At 66.1% G+C, this 19,920-nt stretch carries 17 protein-coding genes; 5 read left to right on the top strand and 12 right to left on the bottom strand.

Annotated elements, in window-relative coordinates; translation table 11 throughout:
* Positions 1 to 97 precede the first annotated feature (97 nt).
* Positions 98 to 1,705, top strand: a complete 1,608-nt coding sequence (locus tag TS85_RS03550; protein WP_044330450.1) for a phytoene desaturase family protein — start codon at positions 98 to 100, stop codon at positions 1,703 to 1,705.
* Here the strand turns inward: TS85_RS03550 and TS85_RS03545 are convergent.
* Positions 1,702 to 2,982, bottom strand: a complete 1,281-nt coding sequence (locus tag TS85_RS03545; protein WP_044330448.1) for an APC family permease — start codon at positions 2,980 to 2,982, stop codon at positions 1,702 to 1,704. The genes TS85_RS03550 and TS85_RS03545 overlap by 4 nt on opposite strands.
* A gap of 250 nt (positions 2,983 to 3,232) precedes the next feature.
* Between TS85_RS03545 and TS85_RS03540 the strand changes: the two genes are divergently transcribed.
* A complete protein-coding gene (locus TS85_RS03540; RefSeq protein WP_044330447.1) occupies positions 3,233 to 4,165 on the top strand; it encodes an IS110 family RNA-guided transposase in 933 nt (310 codons plus the stop codon).
* A gap of 147 nt (positions 4,166 to 4,312) precedes the next feature.
* Here the strand turns inward: TS85_RS03540 and TS85_RS03535 are convergent, their stop codons facing one another.
* The 4 genes from TS85_RS03535 to TS85_RS03520 form a co-directional block, all read right to left on the bottom strand.
* The gene (locus TS85_RS03535) at positions 4,313 to 6,673 is read right to left on the bottom strand and encodes a TonB-dependent receptor (protein WP_044330446.1); all 2,361 of its coding nucleotides are present in this window, start codon (positions 6,671 to 6,673) and stop codon (positions 4,313 to 4,315) included.
* An 84-nt stretch (positions 6,674 to 6,757) separates the two neighbouring features.
* A complete protein-coding gene (locus TS85_RS03530) occupies positions 6,758 to 8,566 on the bottom strand; it encodes a tetratricopeptide repeat-containing sulfotransferase family protein (RefSeq protein ID WP_052507708.1) in 1,809 nt (602 codons plus the stop codon).
* A complete protein-coding gene (locus tag TS85_RS03525) occupies positions 8,566 to 9,321 on the bottom strand; it encodes a competence/damage-inducible protein A (RefSeq protein ID WP_044330445.1) in 756 nt (251 codons plus the stop codon). The genes TS85_RS03530 and TS85_RS03525 overlap by 1 nt, the downstream gene beginning before the upstream one ends.
* Positions 9,321 to 9,833, bottom strand: coding sequence for a GFA family protein (locus tag TS85_RS03520; RefSeq protein WP_044330444.1), 513 nt, complete (start codon positions 9,831 to 9,833; stop codon positions 9,321 to 9,323). Before TS85_RS03520 ends, TS85_RS03525 begins: the two co-directional genes overlap by 1 nt.
* Before the next feature lie 57 nt (positions 9,834 to 9,890).
* Here TS85_RS03520 and map point away from each other — a divergent pair, with 57 nt between their 5' ends.
* The gene (gene map / locus TS85_RS03515) at positions 9,891 to 10,715 is read left to right on the top strand and encodes a type I methionyl aminopeptidase (RefSeq protein WP_044330443.1); all 825 of its coding nucleotides are present in this window, start codon (positions 9,891 to 9,893) and stop codon (positions 10,713 to 10,715) included.
* Between the two features lie 3 nt (positions 10,716 to 10,718).
* On the opposite strand, the gene TS85_RS03510 is transcribed toward map, so the two are convergent.
* The 5 genes from TS85_RS03510 to TS85_RS03490 all read right to left on the bottom strand — a co-directional run bounded on the left by TS85_RS03510 (position 10,719) and on the right by TS85_RS03490 (position 13,900).
* On the bottom strand, positions 10,719 to 11,189 hold the full coding sequence (locus tag TS85_RS03510) for a hypothetical protein (protein ID WP_155006283.1): 471 nt from the start codon (positions 11,187 to 11,189) through the stop codon (positions 10,719 to 10,721).
* A gap of 340 nt (positions 11,190 to 11,529) precedes the next feature.
* Positions 11,530 to 12,345 (bottom strand): ferredoxin--NADP reductase, encoded by an 816-nt coding sequence (locus TS85_RS03505; RefSeq protein ID WP_044330440.1) that lies wholly within the window; start codon positions 12,343 to 12,345, stop codon positions 11,530 to 11,532.
* Between the two features lie 23 nt (positions 12,346 to 12,368).
* A complete protein-coding gene (locus TS85_RS03500) occupies positions 12,369 to 12,788 on the bottom strand; it encodes a hypothetical protein (RefSeq protein ID WP_052507707.1) in 420 nt (139 codons plus the stop codon).
* A 182-nt stretch (positions 12,789 to 12,970) separates the two neighbouring features.
* Complete coding sequence (locus tag TS85_RS03495; protein WP_044330438.1) at positions 12,971 to 13,408, bottom strand: DUF1842 domain-containing protein; 438 nt, start codon at positions 13,406 to 13,408, stop codon at positions 12,971 to 12,973.
* A gap of 267 nt (positions 13,409 to 13,675) precedes the next feature.
* Positions 13,676 to 13,900 (bottom strand): hypothetical protein, encoded by a 225-nt coding sequence (locus tag TS85_RS03490; RefSeq protein WP_044330436.1) that lies wholly within the window; start codon positions 13,898 to 13,900, stop codon positions 13,676 to 13,678.
* Between the two features lie 243 nt (positions 13,901 to 14,143).
* On the opposite strand from TS85_RS03490, the gene TS85_RS03485 reads away from it, so the two are divergent.
* Together TS85_RS03485 and glnA are read left to right on the top strand one after the other, a co-directional pair.
* A complete protein-coding gene (locus TS85_RS03485; protein WP_044330434.1) occupies positions 14,144 to 14,482 on the top strand; it encodes a P-II family nitrogen regulator in 339 nt (112 codons plus the stop codon).
* 92 nt (positions 14,483 to 14,574) lie between these two features.
* A complete protein-coding gene (glnA, locus tag TS85_RS03480; protein WP_044330432.1) occupies positions 14,575 to 15,987 on the top strand; it encodes a type I glutamate--ammonia ligase in 1,413 nt (470 codons plus the stop codon).
* A gap of 193 nt (positions 15,988 to 16,180) precedes the next feature.
* On the opposite strand, the gene TS85_RS03475 is transcribed toward glnA, so the two are convergent.
* The gene (locus tag TS85_RS03475) at positions 16,181 to 17,242 is read right to left on the bottom strand and encodes an SDR family oxidoreductase (RefSeq protein WP_044330431.1); all 1,062 of its coding nucleotides are present in this window, start codon (positions 17,240 to 17,242) and stop codon (positions 16,181 to 16,183) included.
* 115 nt (positions 17,243 to 17,357) lie between these two features.
* Complete coding sequence (locus TS85_RS03470) at positions 17,358 to 19,898, bottom strand: TonB-dependent receptor (RefSeq protein WP_044330430.1); 2,541 nt, start codon at positions 19,896 to 19,898, stop codon at positions 17,358 to 17,360.
* Positions 19,899 to 19,920: the final 22 nt, after the last annotated feature.

Raw genomic sequence — 19,920 nt, 5'->3', positions numbered from 1 at the left:
TGCGAGTTTCAGGTGAAACTCTCGACCGGGCGTTTCGAGGATGGCGGGGGCCCACCCCCGACCCCTCCCGCAAGCGGGAGGGGAGAAAGGTACGGAAATGACCACCCACTACGACGCACTCATCATCGGCGGCGGCCATAACGGCCTGGTCTGCGCCTTCTACCTCGCCCGCGCGGGGCTGAAGGTCCGCGTGCTGGAGCGCCGCGCGATCGTCGGCGGCGCGGCGGTGACCGAGGAGTTTCACCCCGGCTTCCGCAATTCCACCGCCAGCTACACCGTCAGCCTGCTCCGGCCCAAGGTCATCAAGGACATGCGGCTGCACGAGCGCGGCTGGCGGATCATCGAGCGGACGATCAGCAACTTCTTCCCGCATGACGGCGGCTATCTGAAGCTGGGCGGCGGCCAGGCGCGGACCCAGGCCGAATTCGCGCGCTTCAGCCAGAAGGATGCCGACACCTTCCCCGCCTATGAAGCGGCGCTTGAGCGCGTTGCCGAAGTGCTGCGCGACCTCTCGCTCAAAACGCCGCCCAATGCCGGCGGCGGCATCCGCGCGCTGCTGTCGGCGGCGATGCAGGGCAAGCAACTGGCGGGGATGGACATCGAGGCGCAGCGCGACGTGATGGACCTGTTCGTCAAGTCCGCGCGAAGCTTCCTCGATAGCTGGTTCGAGCATCCGTATATCCAGGCCGCGTTCGGATTCGACGCGGTGGTCGGCAATTATGCCAGCCCGGACACGCCGGGCAGCGCCTATGTGCTGCTCCACCATGTCTTTGGCGAAGTGAACGGCAAGAAGGGCACCTGGGGCCACAGCGTCGGCGGGATGGGCGCGATCACGCAATATATGGCGGAAGCGTGCGTCGAGGCGGGAGTCGAGATCAGCCTGGAGGCCCCCGTCGCGCGCGTGCTGGTCGACGGCAATCGCGTCGCGGGCGTGCGGCTGGAGAGCGGCGAGGAGATTGCAGCAGGGGTGGTCGCGTCCAATGCCGGCCCCGCGCTGCTGTTCCGCCAGCTCGTCGATCGTGCCGACCTGACGCCCGAATTCGCCCGGCGGATGGATCATTTCAAGGCGGGATCGGGCACCTTCCGGATGAACGTCGCTTTGTCCGAACTGCCCGACTTCACCGTGCTGCCGGGCAAGGAAAAGGCCGAACACCACACCGCCGGGATCATCATTTCCCCGACGCTCGACTATATGGACCAGGCCTTCACCGACGCGAAGGCGTTCGGTTGGTCGAAGGCGCCGATCGTCGAGATGAAGCTGCCCACCAGCGTCGATAACAGCCTCGCCCCGCCGGGAATGCACATCGCCAGCCTGTTCTGCCAGCAATTCGCCCCCGTCCTGCCCGATGGCCGGAGCTGGGACGACGCGCGCGAGGCGGCGGCGGAGGCGATCATCGATACGGTGACGCAGCACGCGCCCAATTTCCGCGCCTCGATCCTGGGCGTGCAGATCCATTCGCCACTCGACCTGGAGCGCAAGTTCGGGCTGATCGGTGGCGACATCATGCACGGGCATATGTCGCTCGACCAGCTCTGGGCGGCGCGCCCGGTGCTCGGCCACGGCGATTACCGCGCGCCGATCAAGGGACTGTATATGTGTGGCGCGGGTACCCATCCCGGCGGTGGCGTCACCGGCGCTCCGGGGCACAATGCCGCGCATGAAATCCTGCGCGACCGCAGCCTGTTGGGGCGTCTGTTCGGCTAAACGGCGGGCACCGCGCGCGCTGCCCCGCGCAGCAGGTAGAGCGGGATCGCCGTCAGCATCAGTACCAGGCTGAGCCCGCCGGCCTCGACGCCGGAGCCCCACATCGCCCACAGGCTGAACGCGATCCCCGCCAGCGCCAGCGGGCGCGCAATGCCCATCACCAGCGCCGACACGCACGCGCCGATATACAGCCACAGGCTTGCCGCGGCAGTCAGGCGGAGCATGAAATCGACCAGCCCCGCCGTGGTCCGCGCGGTGTTGCTGAGCACCAGGATGCTCGCGATCACGCTGGCGGCGAGAAGCGCGGCGACCGGCACGTCGCGGCGACTGGTGCGCCCGATCCAGCGCGGCAGCACGCCCGCGCGCGCCATGCCGAGCGGCACTTCGCCCTGCAACAACACCCAGCCATTGAGGCAGCCGATCGTCGCGATCGCGGCAAAGCCCGCGACCGCGAGCCCCGCGCCCTCGCCCAGATAGGTCTGGACGAACAGCGCGACCGGCGCAGTCGATGCGGCCAGCGCGCCGCCGGGCATCGCCAGGACGATCCCGGTCGATACGATCAGGTACAGCGCGCCGGTGAGGATCAGCCCGGTCATCGTCGCGCGCACGACGTTGCGCGCGGGGTCGCGGATACGCTCGGCGGCGATGCTCGCGCCTTCGAACCCGACCAGCGCGAAAAAGGCGAGCGTCAGCGCCGGGGTGAGCTGGCCCAGCGCAAAGGGCGGCTGCGGATGGTTGGCGAACTGATGGCCGCCGCCGAGCACGAACGCCGCGAGCATCAGCACCACTGCGACCAGCGGGGCGAGCTTGAGCACGGTCGTGAGAACCTGGAACCGCCCTGCCGCGCGCGCGCCGCGCAGATTGAGCAGCGTGATCAGCCAGATCAGCGCCACCGCCGACACCGCCTGTGCCACCGGCGTCGCCGCCAGCGGGGGCCAGAACACCGCGAGATAGCGCACCGCGGTCAGCGCGATGATCGCATTGGCGCTCCACACGCTGACCCAATAGCTCCACCCGACGAGCAGGCCGGGAAACGGGCCCAGCGCCGCGGCGCAGATCGCCACCGCCCCCGTCGCCTCGGGCATCGCCGCCGCCAGCCGGACAAGGACCAGCGCAATGATCGCCGCGCCCCCAATCGCCGCGATCCACGCCGCCACCCCGGTCCAGCCGAATGGCGCGAGCTGGCCCGGCATCACGAAGATGCCCGACCCGATCATCCCGCCGACGACCAGCGCGGTCGCCATCCAGAAGCCGAACGGGCGTTTGGTTTCGTCCATTGTCGGAGCCCCTCACCGCACGACTATCACATATGGAGCCGGGGTCTCCTCCTTTACTTGCCGTCATGCTTGTAACTTGCCAAATGCAGCATTGCATGAAGAATGCGGTGCGGCTTCGGCGGGAAGTTCGAATCATGCAAGGGTCGCAGAGCCCGTAGTTCAGCGTGAACAGCCCGCTGTAAGGTCATTGAACCCGAACAGTCGCTTGGGCCTCTGCAAGGCAAGCCCGATTGCGCAAGCCCGGGAGACGATGACCATGACGTATGTGGGTATCGATGTTTCGAAGGATCGCCTGGACGTCCATGTCTCGCCCGCGGGCGAGGCCTGGACGGTCGGGCGCGATGCCGAGGGTCTGGAGGCGCTGGTCGCGCGACTGGGCGTATCGGCACCTTTGTGCATCGGGTTGGAGGCGACCGGCGGCTATGAAACGGTGGTGGCTGCCGCGCTGGGGGCCGCAGGCTTGCCGGTGGCGGTGATCAATCCCGCGCAGATCCGCCATTTTGCGCGCGCATTGGGCAAGCGCGCCAAGACCGACCCGATCGATGCGGCAGTGATTGCGCGCTTTGTCGAGGCGACGCGCCCGCCGCCGCGCGCGCTGGCGGATACCGAGACGCGCGCGCTGGCCGACCTGGTGGCGCGGCGCCGGCAGATCATCGCGATGATGGTGAGCGAGCGCCAGCGGCTGCGGCGCGCAACGCTTTTGCCGCTGCGCAAAAGCATCGAGCGCCTGCTGGCTGCGCTGCAAAAGGAACTGTCCGACCTCGAACGGACGATCGACGAGGCCGTGCGCGGCTCGCCCTTGTGGCGCGATCAGGAAGCGCTGCTGACCTCGATCCCAGGCGTCGGCCCGACCACCGCCCGCACGCTGCTCGCCGAACTGCCCGAACTCGGCCAGCTCGGACGCCGCCAGATCAGCGCGCTCGCTGGCGTCGCGCCCTGGACCCGCCAGTCCGGCCAATGGCGCGGAAAGGCCATGATCGGCGGAGGACGCCCCACCGTTCGCTCGGCCCTCTTCATGGCCGCACTCGTCGCCAGTCGCTACAATCCCGTGCTCCAGGCGCTCTATCAGCGCCTCGTTGCCAGCGGAAAACCCAAAAAGGTCGCCCTGATCGCCCTCGCCCGCCGCCTGCTCACCTTCGCAAACGCCATCCTGAGGAGCAAATCCCCATGGCTCGCCGCTTGACGCCAAAGACAGTCGCTGAACTTGTTTCAGCATCCAACCCTCAGCCCGCACCGCAGCTGCTTGTGGCGCGTTGGATGCTGAAACAAGTTCAGCATGACGTCGAAAAAGACGGCGCTGGCATCAGTTTACCCCAGCGCGAACCAGCCCCTAGAATTTCCGCCCCAGCCGCACCCCGATCGTCCGCGGCTGGATCGGATAGCTGTACAGCGTCCCCCCGCACGTACCCACGCCGCACTGCGCGGTGCGGAACTGGCCGCCGACGACGTCGAAGGCGTTCCGGGCATAGACTTCGATCGTATAGTCGGCGAACGCCACGCCCGCCGCGAAATCCGCCGTTGCAAACGCCTTTTGCGTGCCGAATGCGGCGCGGGCGTCGGTGCGCAGGTCGAACAATATATCGCCCTGATACACCATCGCGCCCTGCACATGCGCCACTGCGTCCCCGCCCACCGGGAATTCATAGCGCGCCTGGGCATTGCCCTTGAACTTCGGCGTGATCGGCAGCCGCGTTCCCGCCGGCGCCTGCTCGCTATTGCCCTCTGGCACCGAGCAATCGGTCGACAGCACCCGGCAATAGGGCGAGACCAGCTTGGCGTCGTTATACGCCCCCGACACCGACAGGCTAAGCCCCGTCACCGGGCGCACCGTCAATTCCGCTTCCACGCCGCGAACGCGCGCATTGCCGGCGTTCTGGATCTCGGTCAGCCCGTTGGCACCGAGATACGAGAATTGCATGTCGGTCCAGTCGAGCTGGTAGATCGCGCCATTGAACGTCGCATGCTTGTCGAGGAAGCTCGTCTTCCACCCGATCTCGTAATTGTCGATAAAGTCCGATCCGAACGGCGGCAGCGTCCCGCGCCGGTTGATCCCGCCGGGGCGGAAGCCGCGCGACATCGTGCCATACAGCATCACCCCGTCGACCGGGCGCCACGTCAGGTTGAGCTTGTGGGTGAAGCCCCAGTCCTTCACGCGCTTGTCGAGATTGGTACACGGGCTTCCCGCCACCTTGGCCGCCGCGAAGCATTGCCGCTCGCCGGTGTTGCCGAAACCGGCGCCATAGCCGAAAAAGCCCACCAGCGAATTGTCGTATTTGAAGATGCGCGTGCCCATCGTCGCCGAAACCTTGGGCGTGATGTCGACGGTGAGTTCGCCGAACCCGGCATAGTCGCGGTCGACGCGATATTGCTTGGTCAGCCAGATCGTGTCGGCCCAGCCCGGCACCTCCAGATCGTCGGCGAGGCCGGGGATGACATAGTCCTGTTGGATATTGTGCGTCTGGCGCTGGTAGAAACCGCCGAAGATCAGGTGTGCGGGGCCCTGCTCCCAGGCGAAGCGCAGCTCGTGGCTCTGCTTGGTAAAGCGATCGACGCCGATCACCTGCTGGTTCGACACCGGATTGCCGGCGTTATCGACATAATAGGCGCCGTATCCGAACAGCGCGTCGTAATAATAGGCATAGTCCGAATAGTCGCTCTGCGTCTCGACCTTGCGCTTCAGATAGCTGCCCGCATAGGTCACGTCGAAACTGCCGATCTTGCCCTCGATCGTCAGCGCCGCCTGGAACCATTCGTCCTGCAGCCCCTCGGGATTATACTGCGCCGTCTTGTAGGCGCCGCGATCCATTTCATAGGCGAAGGAGCCGTTGCTCTTCTGCTTCTGCGCCATGATCTGCGGCGTCACCGTCCAGCTGTCGTCCAGCTCCAGCTTGAGCGCCGCGCGGCCGCCATAGGTTTCGACGTCGTTGTAATCGTCCTTCGCATAGGCGGTGTTCTTGACGGTATTGGTGCCGGGGATGTCGAAATCGGGCCCCAGCGTCGGAAAGACGCGGGTCGCGGCGACATTGTCGATATAGCCGGCATCCTTGTCGTACCAGCCGACGACGCGCAGCGCAGCGCTGCTCGACAGCGGCAGGTTGACGAAGCCCTCGCCGACATAGCCCTGGCCGCCATGGCTGACGGTGTTACCCTCGACATTGACCGCGCCGTAGAAACCGCTGGTGTCGGGCTTGTTGGTGATGATGCGGATCGTGCCCGCCTGGCTGGAGGCGCCGTACAGCGTGCCCTGCGGCCCGGCCAGCGCCTCGACCCGCGCGACGTCGTAAATATGGAGGTCGAGCGCGCCCTGGATCGTGGTGATCGGCGCTTCGTCGAGATAGGTGCCTACGCTGGGCAATTGCCCCGAATGGTTGATCGTCTCGCCCGACGCGATGCCGCGGAAATAGACCACCGACGCGCCCGGCCCCGCGGTCTGATACGAAAGCGCGGGCAGATAGCGCGCATAATCGTCGAAATCCTGTATCTGCAGCTCGTCAAGCTTCTCGGTCCCCAGCGCGACGATCGACAGCGGCACGTCCTGGAGATGCTGTTCGCGCTTCTGCGCGGTCACGACGATTTCGTTGCTGTCGACGACGCCGCTGTCCTGCGCGAAGGCGGGCGTCGCGGCGATCGCGGTGGAGGCGAGCAAAGCCCCGATAAGAGCCCTGGACGAAGTCTGCACGCGCGTCACCATGGCCGTTCCCCCTGCTGTGTTACCAAGCTGTTACGGGGCCGGAATTGTGTCAAGGCGTTTCACACCGCAGCGCACAATGCACGATCAGGAAGGTTTTGTGTGTTGCTCCGGCGCATCAGCATAGTGGTCGACGACGTCGCCCAGCGCGTCGCGCAGCGGCCCCAGCCATGGCGCGAAATGCCGCCATTGCTCGACCGCATCGGCATAGATTGGCTGGCGGACCTGTTCCGCGCTGGGGGTGCGCACCGCGCGATCGGTCTGGTGAAACGCCAGGCAGGCGGGGTCAAAATCGACGCCGACATAGGCGAGCAACCGCCGCACCTCACCCTCCAGATCGCCAACCAGCCGCTCATAGATGACGCGGTGGACCCGCCCCGGCAGCGCGGCGTCGACCACCGCCATCATCGCTACATAATCGGCATAATAACGGCCCAGCTCGGTCAGGTCATAGGCAAAGCCCTGCCCCCGCGCGAAATGCTGTTTGTAGCAGGAGAAGCAACACCCCATCGGGTGCCGCCGCACATCGATGATCCGGGCATTGGGCAGGATCAGGTGGATAAGCCCGGCATGCGCGAAATTATTGGGCAGCTTGTCGATGAAAAACGGCCGGTCGGTCTTGCGTTGGATGCGCGTCAGCGCGAGATACTCGCGCCCCAGCGCCGCGCGCGCATCGGGGGTCAGCTCGGCCAGCACTTCCGGATAATAGCTCCCCTCGCCGCGCAGCCGCCGCCCCGCCAGTTGCCGGACGATCCCGGTGAGATCGGGAAGCTCCATCGTCCCCTCGATCAGCGGGTGGCTCGACAATATCTGCTCGACCAGGGTCGATCCCGATCGCTGGAGCCCCACCACGAAGATCGGATCGGGCGCCGGATCGCCCCCGGGCCGCGCCGCGAAGAAATCGGGCGAGAACAGCGCCCGCGCCCGCGCCACCTGTTCGGTCAGCTCGTCGGGATCATAGGCCAGCCCCGCGCGCCGCCGCCGGTTGCCCGCGTCATAATGCGCGAACGACGCGGCATAGTCGGCGCGATCCTCCAGCGCCTTGCCCAGCGCGAAATCGAAGTGGAAGCGATCCTCGTCGCCCAAATCGTCGCGCGCGAGCTGTTCGCGGATCGCCGCGATATCGGCATCCGCGAAGCGAAAGGTCTTGAGGTTGGCGAGGCTCCACCAGCTTTCGCCCAGGCTCGGCAATTGCGCGATGCTGGTGCGATAGGCGGCGATGCTCTCGGGCATCTGCCCCACGGTCTTGAGCGCATGGCCAAGGCTCATCCACACCCGCGGCTGTTCGGGCAGATCGGCCAGCACGCCGCGATACAGCGCGATCGCCTGCGGATAATCGCCGATGCGCACGAGGATCGCGGCCTTGAGATTGCGATAGCCGGGATGCGCCGGGTCCGCCGCCAGCAAGCGCTCGACCTGATCCAGCGCCGCCTCCGACCGCGCCTGCCGGTACAGCACCACCGCCAGATTGTGCCGCGCGGGCAGGAAGCCCGGCGCGAGGTCGAGCGCGCGGAGCAGCAGCGTCTCAGCATCGCCATAGCGCTGGAGCCGCGTCGCCAGCTCGGCGAGCATGCGGATCGCCGCGACATCGGTGGGCAGCGCCTTCAGCCGGGCGCGCAGGATCGGCTCGGCCTCGCCCAGCGCGTCGCGGCCCAGCGCGGCGGCTGCGGCGACCAGGTCGGGATCGTGGATCGATCGCTGCACCGCCTTCAGATGCGCGGCGCCGCCCGGCTCGCTTTGCCCCGCCGCGTGCCACGCATCGCCGATCGCGCGCCATGCGCCCGCAGGCGCGGGGTCGATCGCCTCGGCCCGGCGCAGCGCGCGCCCTGCGGCATCGAAATCGCCCCGTCCGATCGCTTGCCCCGCCGCATCGAGCAGCGCGCGGACCGGGTCCATCAGATCCCGCCGTCGACCACGTCGCGCCCCGTCGCCTTCAGCCCCGCGACCAGCGCCGCGATACAGGCGTCGACCAGCGGCTGTGCGGTCGCGCGGACGACGAAGTTCGCGCCCACTCTCCCCTCGCGGAAGAACGGATAGCTGCCGATCGACACGCCGTCATGCGCGCGTTCGGTCTCGCGAAGCAGGTCGGCGATCTCGCTTTCGGCGACCCAGCTCCCGATCGTGCGCGACAGCACCGGCAACCCGCCCTCCAGCGTGCCGGTCAGCGCATCGAGCATCCCCGCGGTGATATGCGGCACGCCCGCGAGGATGAAGATATTGCCCCAGCGAATGCCCGGCGCGCCCGACATGCGATTGGGCACCAGCGACGCCCCCTCGGGCACCCGCGCCATCCGCAACCGCGCCTCGGTCAGCCCGCCGCGCGTCGCATAATGCTGCTCCAGCACGTCGCGCGCGCCGGGGTGGACGACTACGGGCACGCTCAGCGCGGCGGCGATCGCGTCGACAGTGATGTCGTCATGCGTCGGGCCGATGCCGCCCGTCGTGAACAGATAATCATTGCGTACCCGCAGCGCGTTCACCGCCTCGACGATCGCGCTCTCGACATCGGGGACGATCCGCACTTCGGCAAGGCGGATGCCCTGCACGTTGAGCCAGGTCGCGAGTTGCGCGACATTCTTGTCCTGCGTCCGGCCCGACAGGATCTCGTCGCCGATGACGATCAGCGCGGCTGTCCAGATACGCTCGCCCATCAGTTCCGCGCCTCACGCAATGCGGCGCTGCGTTCTGCAAGCGCGCGCAGGCGTGCCATGCGTTCGGGCGGCAGCAACTCCGCCGGGTTGTACGGCCCCGCAAAATGCGGGATTCCCTCGGGCAGTGCGACCCAGGGCAGGCGATCGTCGGTGTAGATCGCCGCATCGGGCCGCGCCCGCGCCGGTTCGTCGAGCGTCGTCACCCGAACGCCCGCGCCCAGCCGCCCAAGCCGTGGGTAAAAGCTCCACAGCGCCGTGCCGCACGCGGCGCAGCGCACGATCTCGTGATCGCCGCCCGATCCCGCCCGCACGACATGGCTGACGGTCTCCCCCGACAGTTGCTCCAGCCGCTCGGCTTCGATGAACAGGTTGACGACGCTGGGCCCGCCGGTCTGGCGCTGGCACAGCGTGCAATGGCAGTTGTTGACGAAGATCGGATCGGCCGCGACGCGATAGCGGACGGCGCCGCATGCGCACCCGCCGTCCAGCCACTCCGTCCCCGATTCCTGCATCCGCACGCCTTCCAAAACCCTCTCGCCCTTTGCGCCCGCGCTTCCTATATCGCAAGCATGACCGAATATGTTGCCGTAACCGAGGACATGCCACAGGCGCGCACCGGCGCGATCAAGCTCCATGGGCCGGAGGGGTTTGCAGGCATGCGCGCCGCCGGGCGGCTGGCGGCGGAAATTCTCGACGCGCTCGTGCCGCATGTCGTGCCCGGCGTCACCACCGCCGAACTCGACGACATCGTCCGCGACATGTCGATCGGCGGCGGCGGCGTGCCCGCGACGCTCGGCTATCGCGGCTATACGCATAGCTGCTGCATCTCGATCAACCATGTCGTGTGCCACGGCATCCCGTCCGATCGCACGCTCAAGGACGGCGACATCGTCAACATCGACGTGACGCCTTTGCTCGACGGCTGGCACGGCGATACGAGCCGGATGTTCCTGGTCGGCGACGTGCCGATCAAGGCGCGACGGCTGGTCGACGTGACCTATGAATGCCTGATGCTCGGGCTGGAACAGGCACGGCCCGGCAACCATCTGGGCGACATCAGCCACGCGATCCAGAGCCATGCCGAGAAGCATCGCTATGGCGTCGTCCGCGATTTCTGCGGGCATGGCGTGGGCCGGATGTTCCATGACGCGCCCGAAGTCGTCCATGTCGGCCGCCCCGGCACCGGGCCCGAACTGCGCCCCGGCATGATCTTCACTGTCGAACCGATGATCAACATCGGTCGCCCCGATGTGAAGCTGCTCGACGACGGCTGGACTGCCGTGACCCGCGACCGCTCGCTCTCGGCGCAGTTCGAGCATTCGATCGGGATCACCGAGACCGGGTGCGAGATTTTCACGACCAGTCCCAAGGGGTTGGACAAGCCGCCTTATTGAGCCTCACGGCGTTCCGTTGCGGACGCCCGCGACGATCGCCTTGGTCGCGGTACACAGGTCTTCCCCGGCGAAGACCGTGCCGGGCATCGCCACAAAGCCCGCATCGACGCCGCCCGGCCCCACGTCCGGACGAAACGCAATAGTCTGGGGCGAGGAAACGATGCCCCCGCCCCGCACATACCAGACCACCCAGATCGGACCGACGCGATAGGCCCGGATGAAACGGCGGCTGGGAAGGCGGCTATCGACTACATCCGTCGCGTTATAAGCCCCACCCGCATCCGCGATCCCGCGCCTAGGCGCGAAGAACTGCTCCACTGCCTCCGAGAGGGGCCGGGGCAGCGCCGCGAGCGTGGTGGCCGTGACGGTCCCGGCGCCCAAATCGCAGGGCGTGTCGAGCAGGCCGCGCGCATCGCGCCGTTCCGGCGAGGGCATGGGCTGGAGCAATGCACCGATCAGCAAGGGCAGGATCATCTTGGCCTCCTGCACCCAGCGTCCGCGCGCCCTGTGGCCAATTCAGGGCATGCGACCGGCAGCCCTCCGGCTTCCCCGCTAAAGCGGGGACCCCGGGGTCCCAAGCGCACCGCCCGTTACCCCGGGCTCCCGCGTTGCGTGAGGCAATCGCATATGAGCCGCAGGTCTTCTCTTTACTTCCCGTCATGCTGAACTTGTTTCAGCATCCAACCCCCAACTTGCCTCTCCGCAGCTTGTTGCACGTTGGATGCTGAACCAAGTTCAGCATGACAGCGGTATGAAGAGGGCGAATGCATCGCTGCGTGATAGCCCCGCGCATTCGCCATGGAACGGCCGCCCCCTACCCCACAAAAGCCCGCTCGATCACGAAATGCCCCGGCGCCGCGTTCGAGCCTTCGTCGAACCCCAGTCCTTCCAGCATCGCCGCGAAGTCGCGGATCATCGCGGTCGACCCGCACAGCATCACACGGTCGGTCTCCGGGTCGAAGCGGCGCTCGCCCAGCACCGGCGGGGCGAACAGCGCGCCGCTCGCCGCCAGCGCGTCGATTCGGCCCGTGGTGTGGAACGGCTCGCGCGTCACCGTCGGGATATAGTGGAACTGGAGCAGTGCCTGTTCTTGCACCAGCGGATCGGACGCCAGCTGCGCGGTCAACTCGTCATAATAGGCAAGGTCGCTCACCCGGCGCACCGAATGGACCAGCACCACCTGCGAAAACCGGTCATAGATTTCGGGATCGCGCGCGATGCTGAGGAACGGCGCCAACCCGGTGCCCGTCGACAGCATGAACAGCCGCTTGCCCGGCAGCAGCGCGTCGGCGACCAGCGTGCCGGTGGGCTTGCGGCCGAGATAGACCTGATCGTCGGGGCGGATCATCTGCAACCGCGACGTCAGCGGCCCGTCCGGCACCTTGATCGACAGGAATTCCAGCTCGTCGGACCAGGCCGGGCTGGCGATCGAATAGGCGCGCATCAGCGGGCGTTCGCCGTCCAGCAGCCCGATCATCACGAACTCGCCCGAACGGAAGCGGAAGCTGGCGGGGCGCTCGATCGCGAAACTGAACAGATGTTCGTTCCAGTGCCGCACCCAGCGCACGCCGCTGGTGAGGAACGAGCCATGCGCGGGAAGCAGCGCCGGCGGGCGGGTAAGCAGGGTCATTATCGTCAGGGTCCTTGGCAGGTTCAGGATGCCCGCGGAACGGGCGTGCGGCGCAGCATATCGGCTGCCTGACCGATCGCTGCAAGGAAAGGCGGTACTGCCTGCGGTTTTAAGGTCAAATCTACCAGCGGGCGCAGGACGCGATAGTCGTCCGCCGCCGCGGCATGGAACATTGCGAGCAGCCGCGCTTCATCGTCATTGGCCTGGGGACATTGCTGGCCGCAAAAGTGCAGCCGCTCCTGCCCCTCGCAGTTGAGCAGCGCCATCGCCATGTTGAAATCGGGCAGGATGTCCGCCAGCCGCCAGCGTTCGAAGAACGGGCCGAGCGCCCGGGCGGGGCATTGCCGCGTCGCCATCGCCGTCACCCAGCCGCGCATCGACCAGAGGAGTATCTGTTCGCCGGGGGCCAGGCTGGCCACCGGGCGGTCGAGAAATCGATACACGCCGGCCTCGGGAGTTATTGCGAATAACTCGCATTAGCTCGATTCGGCGGCGCGCGTCAACGGCGCAGGACGCACGGCGCCCGCCGGCCGGGGGTCATGGCCGACGGGCGGGCGGCGATGCGGGTGCATCGCAGGGCGCGGTGACAGGGAGTGGCAGGCGCACCGCACCCAAGCAAAAAGCGTCAGGCGCTGGCAGTGGCCGACGCGCCGATCAGCGGTTTCGCTTCTTCCGAGACATTGGTCACGGTGCATCCCGAAACGGTGTTCGTGCCATATTGGAAGCTGCCCGATCCGTTCCAGCTGGCATCGACTGCCAGCGCGGCGCTAAACTGCGCGAGATAGGTTCCGATCGCGGGCGGCGGTACCGACACGAGATACTGGCCGGTCAGGTGAACCAGCCGCGTATCCTGCCCAAAGCCGGTGTGCAGCACGTCTCCGGCGAGCTGGTGGATGGTGATTTCGCCATAGGGCGGCGGCAGCGACTGGGTGATCTCGCCGGACCCCGTCACCTTTCCGGCCCCCGCATCGACGCCGAGGTTCAGCCGGAGCGCGGGTGCCCCCAGCAGCCCGGCGCGCTCCACCAGCAGCTTGACAATGTAATATCCGACAGCGTCGCCCATGACATCCTCCTGAAGCGCATTATCGAGTCAGGCTCGTTCCTTACAATTGCTCATCAATTACTGCCGGTGTCAACGCAGGACCATATAAGTATTATTACAGTACTTACTTACATATTTACCAATGACTAGTTGCATTGCACTGCACAACATCCGAAACTTCGGCAAAATGTTGAAATTCCTCGAATGTCAGAAGCGGTCCGCACGGAAGACGGTCGGAGATTCGCATCCGCAAAATGCCACCCCTTCGGTGTGGAGTTCGGCGCGCGATCAGCCCTGCGGGCTCAGCGACCAGTGCCGCAACAGCGCCGCGGCCTCACTGGCGCTATAGTCCCCCACGGCGGTGGCGATCGTGCAAGCCTCGCGCGCGGCATCGGGCATCGACGTCAGTGCATAGGCCATGATGATCAGCGGCCCCTGCGCGACGAGGACGTCGTCCCCCGCACCGACAGCGGCGTCGTCGACGCGGCGGCGCAATTCGGCGGGGGCAGACATGGCAGGGTACATTGGGAACTCGCACATTCGTTCACCTTCAGGAACGTGAATGTACGGCTGCGGTTCCGGTGCCGGGCGCAGCGCGCTTGCCGCCCAATCGGGCATCGCGGCGGTCGCTGCCCATTTGCTAGGCACTTGTGAACCCGGCCGCAGCGTGTAACGCAGCCAAAACCCCGAGTCCCGTACTGGCACGGAAGTTGCCAGTCGCGCGGCACGGGAACCACCTCGTACCTGGGGGAAGACGTGAAAAAGATCGAAGCCATCATCAAGCCATTCAAGCTCGATGAAGTGAAGGAAGCCCTGCACGAAGTCGGTGTCAGCGGCATCACCGTGACCGAAGCCAAGGGCTTCGGGCGCCAGAAAGGCCATACCGAACTGTATCGTGGCGCGGAGTATGTCGTCGATTTCCTGCCCAAGGTGAAGCTGGAAGTCGTCGTCGAGGACGCGCTGGCCGACCGCGTCGTGGAGGCGGTGGCCGCCGCGGCGCAGACCGGCCGCATCGGCGACGGCAAGATTTTCGTGATCCCGGTCGAGACCGCGCTGCGCATCCGTACCGGCGAGCGCAACGAAAACGCCGTTTGACGCAACGCAACATGATGTGATTGTTGCGCGTGCACAGGTAATTTTATTGCCCGATTCGTCGGGTTCTGAATTGAGAGCGAAAGGGGACTTCCATGGCGAATTCGGCCAATGACATTCTTAAGATGATCAAGGAGAATGAGATCGAGTGGGTGGATGTCCGCTTCACCGATCCCAAGGGGACCTGGCATCACCTGACCATGTGCGCCAGCGTGATCGGCGAGAACGAGCTGGGCGACGGCCTGATGTTCGACGGCTCCTCGATCGAGGGCTGGAAGGAAATCAACGAATCCGACATGATCCTGAAGCCGGATCTGGACGCGGTCTATATCGATCCGTTCAGCGCGACGCCGATGCTGATCCTGATCTGCGACATCGTCGAGCCCGAGGACGGCTCGCTCTATTCGCGCGATCCCCGCTCGACCGCGAAGCGCGCCGAGGCCTATCTGCAGCAGACCGGGCTGGGCGACACCGTCTATATCGGGCCCGAGCCCGAATTCTTCATGTTCGACAGCGTCGAGTTCGACAACACCTACTCGTCGAGCTTCTACAAGGTCGACGATGTCGAGCTGCCGACCAACACCGGCACCAAATATGAGAGCGGCAACCTCGGCCACCGTCCGCGCGCCAAGGGCGGCTATTTCCCGGTCGGCCCGGTCGATGTCACCACCGATATCCGCGCCGAAATGGTCTCGACGCTGATCGAGATGGGCCTGCCGATGGACAAGCACCATCACGAAGTGGCGGGCAGCCAGCACGAGCTGGGCCTGACCTTCGGCAAGCTGGTCGAAACCTGCGACCGCATCCAGGTCTACAAGTATGTCGTGAAGATGGTCGCCCAGGCCTATGGCAAGACCGCGACCTTCATGCCGAAGCCGATCAAGGCCGATAACGGCTCGGGCATGCACACCCACATGTCGATCTGGAACGAAGGCAAGAACACCTTCGCGGGCAATGGCTATGCCGGCCTGTCGGACACCTGCCTGTTCTTCATCGGCGGCGTGATCAAGCATGCCAAGGCGATCAACGCCTTCACCAACCCGACGACCAACAGCTACAAGCGGCTGGTCCCCGGCTTCGAAGCGCCGGTGCTGCTCGCCTATTCGGCGCGTAACCGTTCGGCATCGTGCCGCATCCCCTATGGTGCCGGCACCAAGGCGAAGCGCGTCGAGTTCCGCTTCCCCGATCCGCTCGCCAACTCGTACCTCGCCACTTCGGCGCTGCTGATGGCGGGCATCGACGGCATCCAGAACAAGATCCATCCGGGCGAAGCGATGGACAAGAACCTGTACGACCTGCCCCCGGCAGAGCTGGCGCAGGTTCCGACCGTCTGCGGTTCGCTCCGCGAGGCACTGGAAAGCCTGATCGCCGATCACGAGTTCCTGCTGCGCGGCGGCGTGTTCACCCAGGACCAGATCGATGCCTATATCGAGCTGAAATGGCCCGAAGTGTATCGCTGGGAAATGGCGCCCAGCCCGGTCGAGTTCGACATGTATTATTCGGGCTGATCCAGCGGATCATTGCCGAGAAAGGGGCGTCCGGAGCGATCCGGGCGCCCTTTCTCATGGACATTGCGTTAGAGGATGATGACGAGAAATAAACCCGTTCGCCCTGAGCTTGTCGAAGGGCAGTGAGACTCACTGTGCTTCGACAAGCTCAGCACGAACGGTGGGGGATGGATCAAGCTGATGTCATCCGACTCTAGGGGATCAGCCGGTCCGCCCGCAATTGCTCGAACAGCGCGAAAAAGGCATCGTCGGTCGGCTGGTAGCGGGTGAATCCCATCCGCCGGCTCTTCGACATGTCGGTGACCACTTCGATTGGGCGCCCCAGATCGGCATCGCTGTGCCAGGGCGACGCCAGCCGCGCGAGGTCGGGTTCGGCAAGCCCCTCCCGCTCCGCCAGCGCGCGCCAAAGCGGCGCGTCGTCGGCCATCTGCTGCTCCAGCGGGCGGATCACCCCGTCGAACGGCGCGGCCTCCAGCCCGAACCATGCGGCGATCCGCCCCCACATCCATTGCCAGCGAAACACGTCGCCATTGACGACGTTGAACGCCTCGTCCTGCGCCGCCTCGGTCTCGGTGGCCCAGAGCAGATGATGCGCGAGCTGGCGGGCATCGGTCATGTCGGTCAACCCGCTCCACTGCGCGGCGGAACCCGGAAAGGTGAAAGGCCGCCCCGTCTCGCGGCAAAGGCTCGCATAGACCGCCAGCGTCGTGCCCATGTTCATCGCATTGCCGACCGCCTTGCCGATCACCGTATGCGGACGATGCACGCTCCAGGTGAAGCCGTCGCGCGCCGCCGCCGCAAACACTTCATCCTCCTGCGCATAATAGAAATTCTCGATGTCCAGCCGCCCCTGCTCCTCGCGGAACGGCGTCTGCGGCAGCGCGCCCTTGCCATAGGCCTCGAACGGCCCGAGATAATGTTTCAGCCCGGTAACGAGCGCGACGTGGCGCGGCGTATCGGGCTTTGCCAGCCCGTCCAGCAGATTGCGGACCATCGCCGCATTGACGCGGATATTCTCCGCCTCGCTGTCCTGTCGCAGCCAGGTGGTGAGGAACACCGCATCCGGACGAACATCGCCCAGCGCCGATGCCGTCGCGGCGGCATCCTGAAGGTCCGCAACCACCGGTTCGACGCCGGGTTGCGCCACCGGACGCCGCGCGAGCCCCTGCACGGCCCAGCCCTGTTCGACCAGCAGCGCCGCAGTCGCGCTGCCGACGATCCCGCTTGCCCCAACCACCAATGCCGTTTTCGCCATGCGCGCCGCTCCATTCGCCAAAGCAGCCAGCTAGGAAGTCGGATGCGCGCCCGCCACCCGAGGCTCGGCCACCGGGGCAGTCGGTGGCCGAGCCGGGCTCAATCGAAGCGAACGCTCAGCGCTTGCCGATCTTCAGGCTCAGCGCGAGACCATACATGCGCGGCTCGCCCGCGATGAAGGTCGGCAGGCCCAGGCTGTCGCCGGCGTTGCCCGCATCCTTGATATAGTCGCGGTCGAACAGGTTGGTCGCGAACGCTTCGACTCGCCAGCGCCCGTTCTCGGTCTCGAAGCCCAGCCGCGCATCGACCAGCGCATAGCTGCCCTGCTTCTCGTCCTGTACCGTGTCCGGGATCAGGTTCGCGGCCTGAAGCGCGGGCAGGTCGTTATCTTCGTCGAAGAACACCGACGACTGCCACGTCACGCTCGGCGTGAAGTCGATCTTCACCGGCCCGACCGGCGCCTTGAGCAGCATCCCCAGCGCCGCGCTGTGGTCGGGCGACAGGCGGAAGCGGTTGCCGTCGCGGGCGCCCGTCATGAAGCGGCTGTGGTTATAGGCATAGTTGCCGAACAGCGAGACCCAGTCCGCCGCGTTCCAGCGGAACTGACCCTCAAAGCCATAGCTGCGCGCGCGCCCGGCGTTGATCGTGACGAAGGTCGTGCCCTGTTGCTCGGTCGTCTGGAAATTCGAGTAGCGATAGTAGAACACCGATCCGTCGACGAACAGCGTGCGATCGAGCAGCGCGGCCTTCACGCCCGTCTCATAGCTGTCCACCGTCTCCGCGGGCAGGATGTTGAACAGCGCCGCGCCGCCGGGTGCCGACGGCGCCGAGACGTTGAGGATCTCCGGACGACGCCCGCGGGCATAGGTCGCATAGAGGCTCGCGTCGCTCGCCAGTTCGTAGCGGGCGGTGGCGCGCCAGGTGATGCCGTCATCGGTGTGATCCTGGCTATAGAGCTGGCCATTGGTCCCGGTCGGCTGGAGCCCCAGCCCGAACAGCGGCACCGGATAGAGCGCCGAGGTCGGAATGTTCGCCGCGCCCGGCACCGCGAGCGCCCCAAGCAACGCGGTGCGCGTCGCCGCGGGCTGGCCCAGCGCGGCGACGAACCCGCCGAGGATCGACCGGCCATTGACCATGGCGGACTGGAATCCGGTGGTCTTGTCGTCATGGCTCCAGCGGATGCCGCCGCCGACTTCCAGCCGGTCGGTCAGCTTGTAGGTCGCGTCGGCGAACAGGTCCCAGCTTTTGGTGCGCGCCGAATTGGTGTTGGTCTCGAGATGATTCGACTTGAGGTTGGCGGCGATCGCCTGCGCCTGCGCGGTCGGCAACGCGACGCCATAAGCGGCGGCGACGCCCTGGAGCAGCTGCCCGGTATACGCGGTGTTCGAGAACAGCGCGAGCGGCGCAGGGTCGGTCGCCGCGCGGCCCGGGATCGCGCCACCGCCGTTGAGCGTATTGGTCAGCCGCGCCAGCGTGACGCGCTCGTCGAACTGCCCCGGCGTGCGCTGAAAGCCGTTCTCGCGGAAATAGGTGCCGCCGACGAAGGCGGTCAGCCGGTCATTGGCGTAGGTCAGCCGCAGCGTGCCCATCGTCTGGTCGCCCTGCGCATCCTCCGCGGCGGTCAGCACGGGGAGCGAGATGCCGTCGGCGTCGAATATCTCGATCCCGGCAAATTCGCGATACGATCCGATCGCGTTGAGCGAAAGCGTCTCGGACAGCGCATAATTGGCGATGCCGGTGACGCCCCAAACGTCGCGGTCGAGGCCCAGCGGCTTGCTATGCTCGAAATTGGCGCCGGGCACGAGCGCCGCTCCCGAAGTGCGCCCGCGATCGCCGATCACCACGCCGGTGGTCGGATCGGTGGGGTTGTACGCGATCGACTTGAACGCCGTGCCCGTCGCGCGATCATGCTGGTAGTTGCCGATCAGGTCGAAGGTCAGCGCCCCCGGCGCCCAGCGCAGCGAACCGCGCACCGCTTCGGACTTGATCCCGTTATAATCGTCTCCTCCCAGCAGGTTGTCGACGAACCCGTCGCGCTCCTTGAAGCGCGAGGCGACGCGCACCGCGAGATCGTCCGACAGCGGCAGGTTCACCGTCTGGTCGATCCGATAGCCGTTATAATTGCCGTACTGGCCATAGACATAGCCATAGCCGTGGGTCGGATCGGCCTTTGCCTGGATCAGGTTGACTGCGCCGATCAGCGCGCCGCGACCGTACAGAGTCGATTGCGGCCCCTTGGCGATTTCGACGCGCTCCATGTCGAACAGCTCGACATAGGAGCCGCGCGACTTGGAGATCGACACCCCGTCCTGGAAAACCGACACGCGCGGCTCGCTATACGCCGCTCCCGAGTCCGAGGTGATCCCGCGCATCACGAAGCCGGGGTTGTTGGGCGACTGGTTCTGCACGTCGAAGCCGGGCACGAACTGCCCCAGCCGATCGAACTCGGTAATCCCAAGATCGTCGAGAAACTGGCCGTTATACGCCGTCAGCGCGAACGGGACTTCGGTGGCGCTCTGTTCGCGCAGCTGCGCGGTGACGACGATCTCGCCATCGGGCTCGGCGTCGGAAGGCGGCGTCGCCTGCTGGGCGAAGGCGGGCGCCGCGACGAGCGCGAGCGGGCTTACAAGCGCGAGCAGCGCGGTACGAATGGACATGGAAACCCCCGAATGGTGGAGC

Origin of the sequence: Sphingomonas hengshuiensis (assembly GCF_000935025.1) — a bacterium.
Taxonomy (GTDB): Bacteria; Pseudomonadota; Alphaproteobacteria; order Sphingomonadales; family Sphingomonadaceae; genus Sphingomonas; species Sphingomonas hengshuiensis.
Note: the sequence above shows the minus strand (reverse complement) of the source record. Positions and strands in the feature narration are given on the sequence as shown.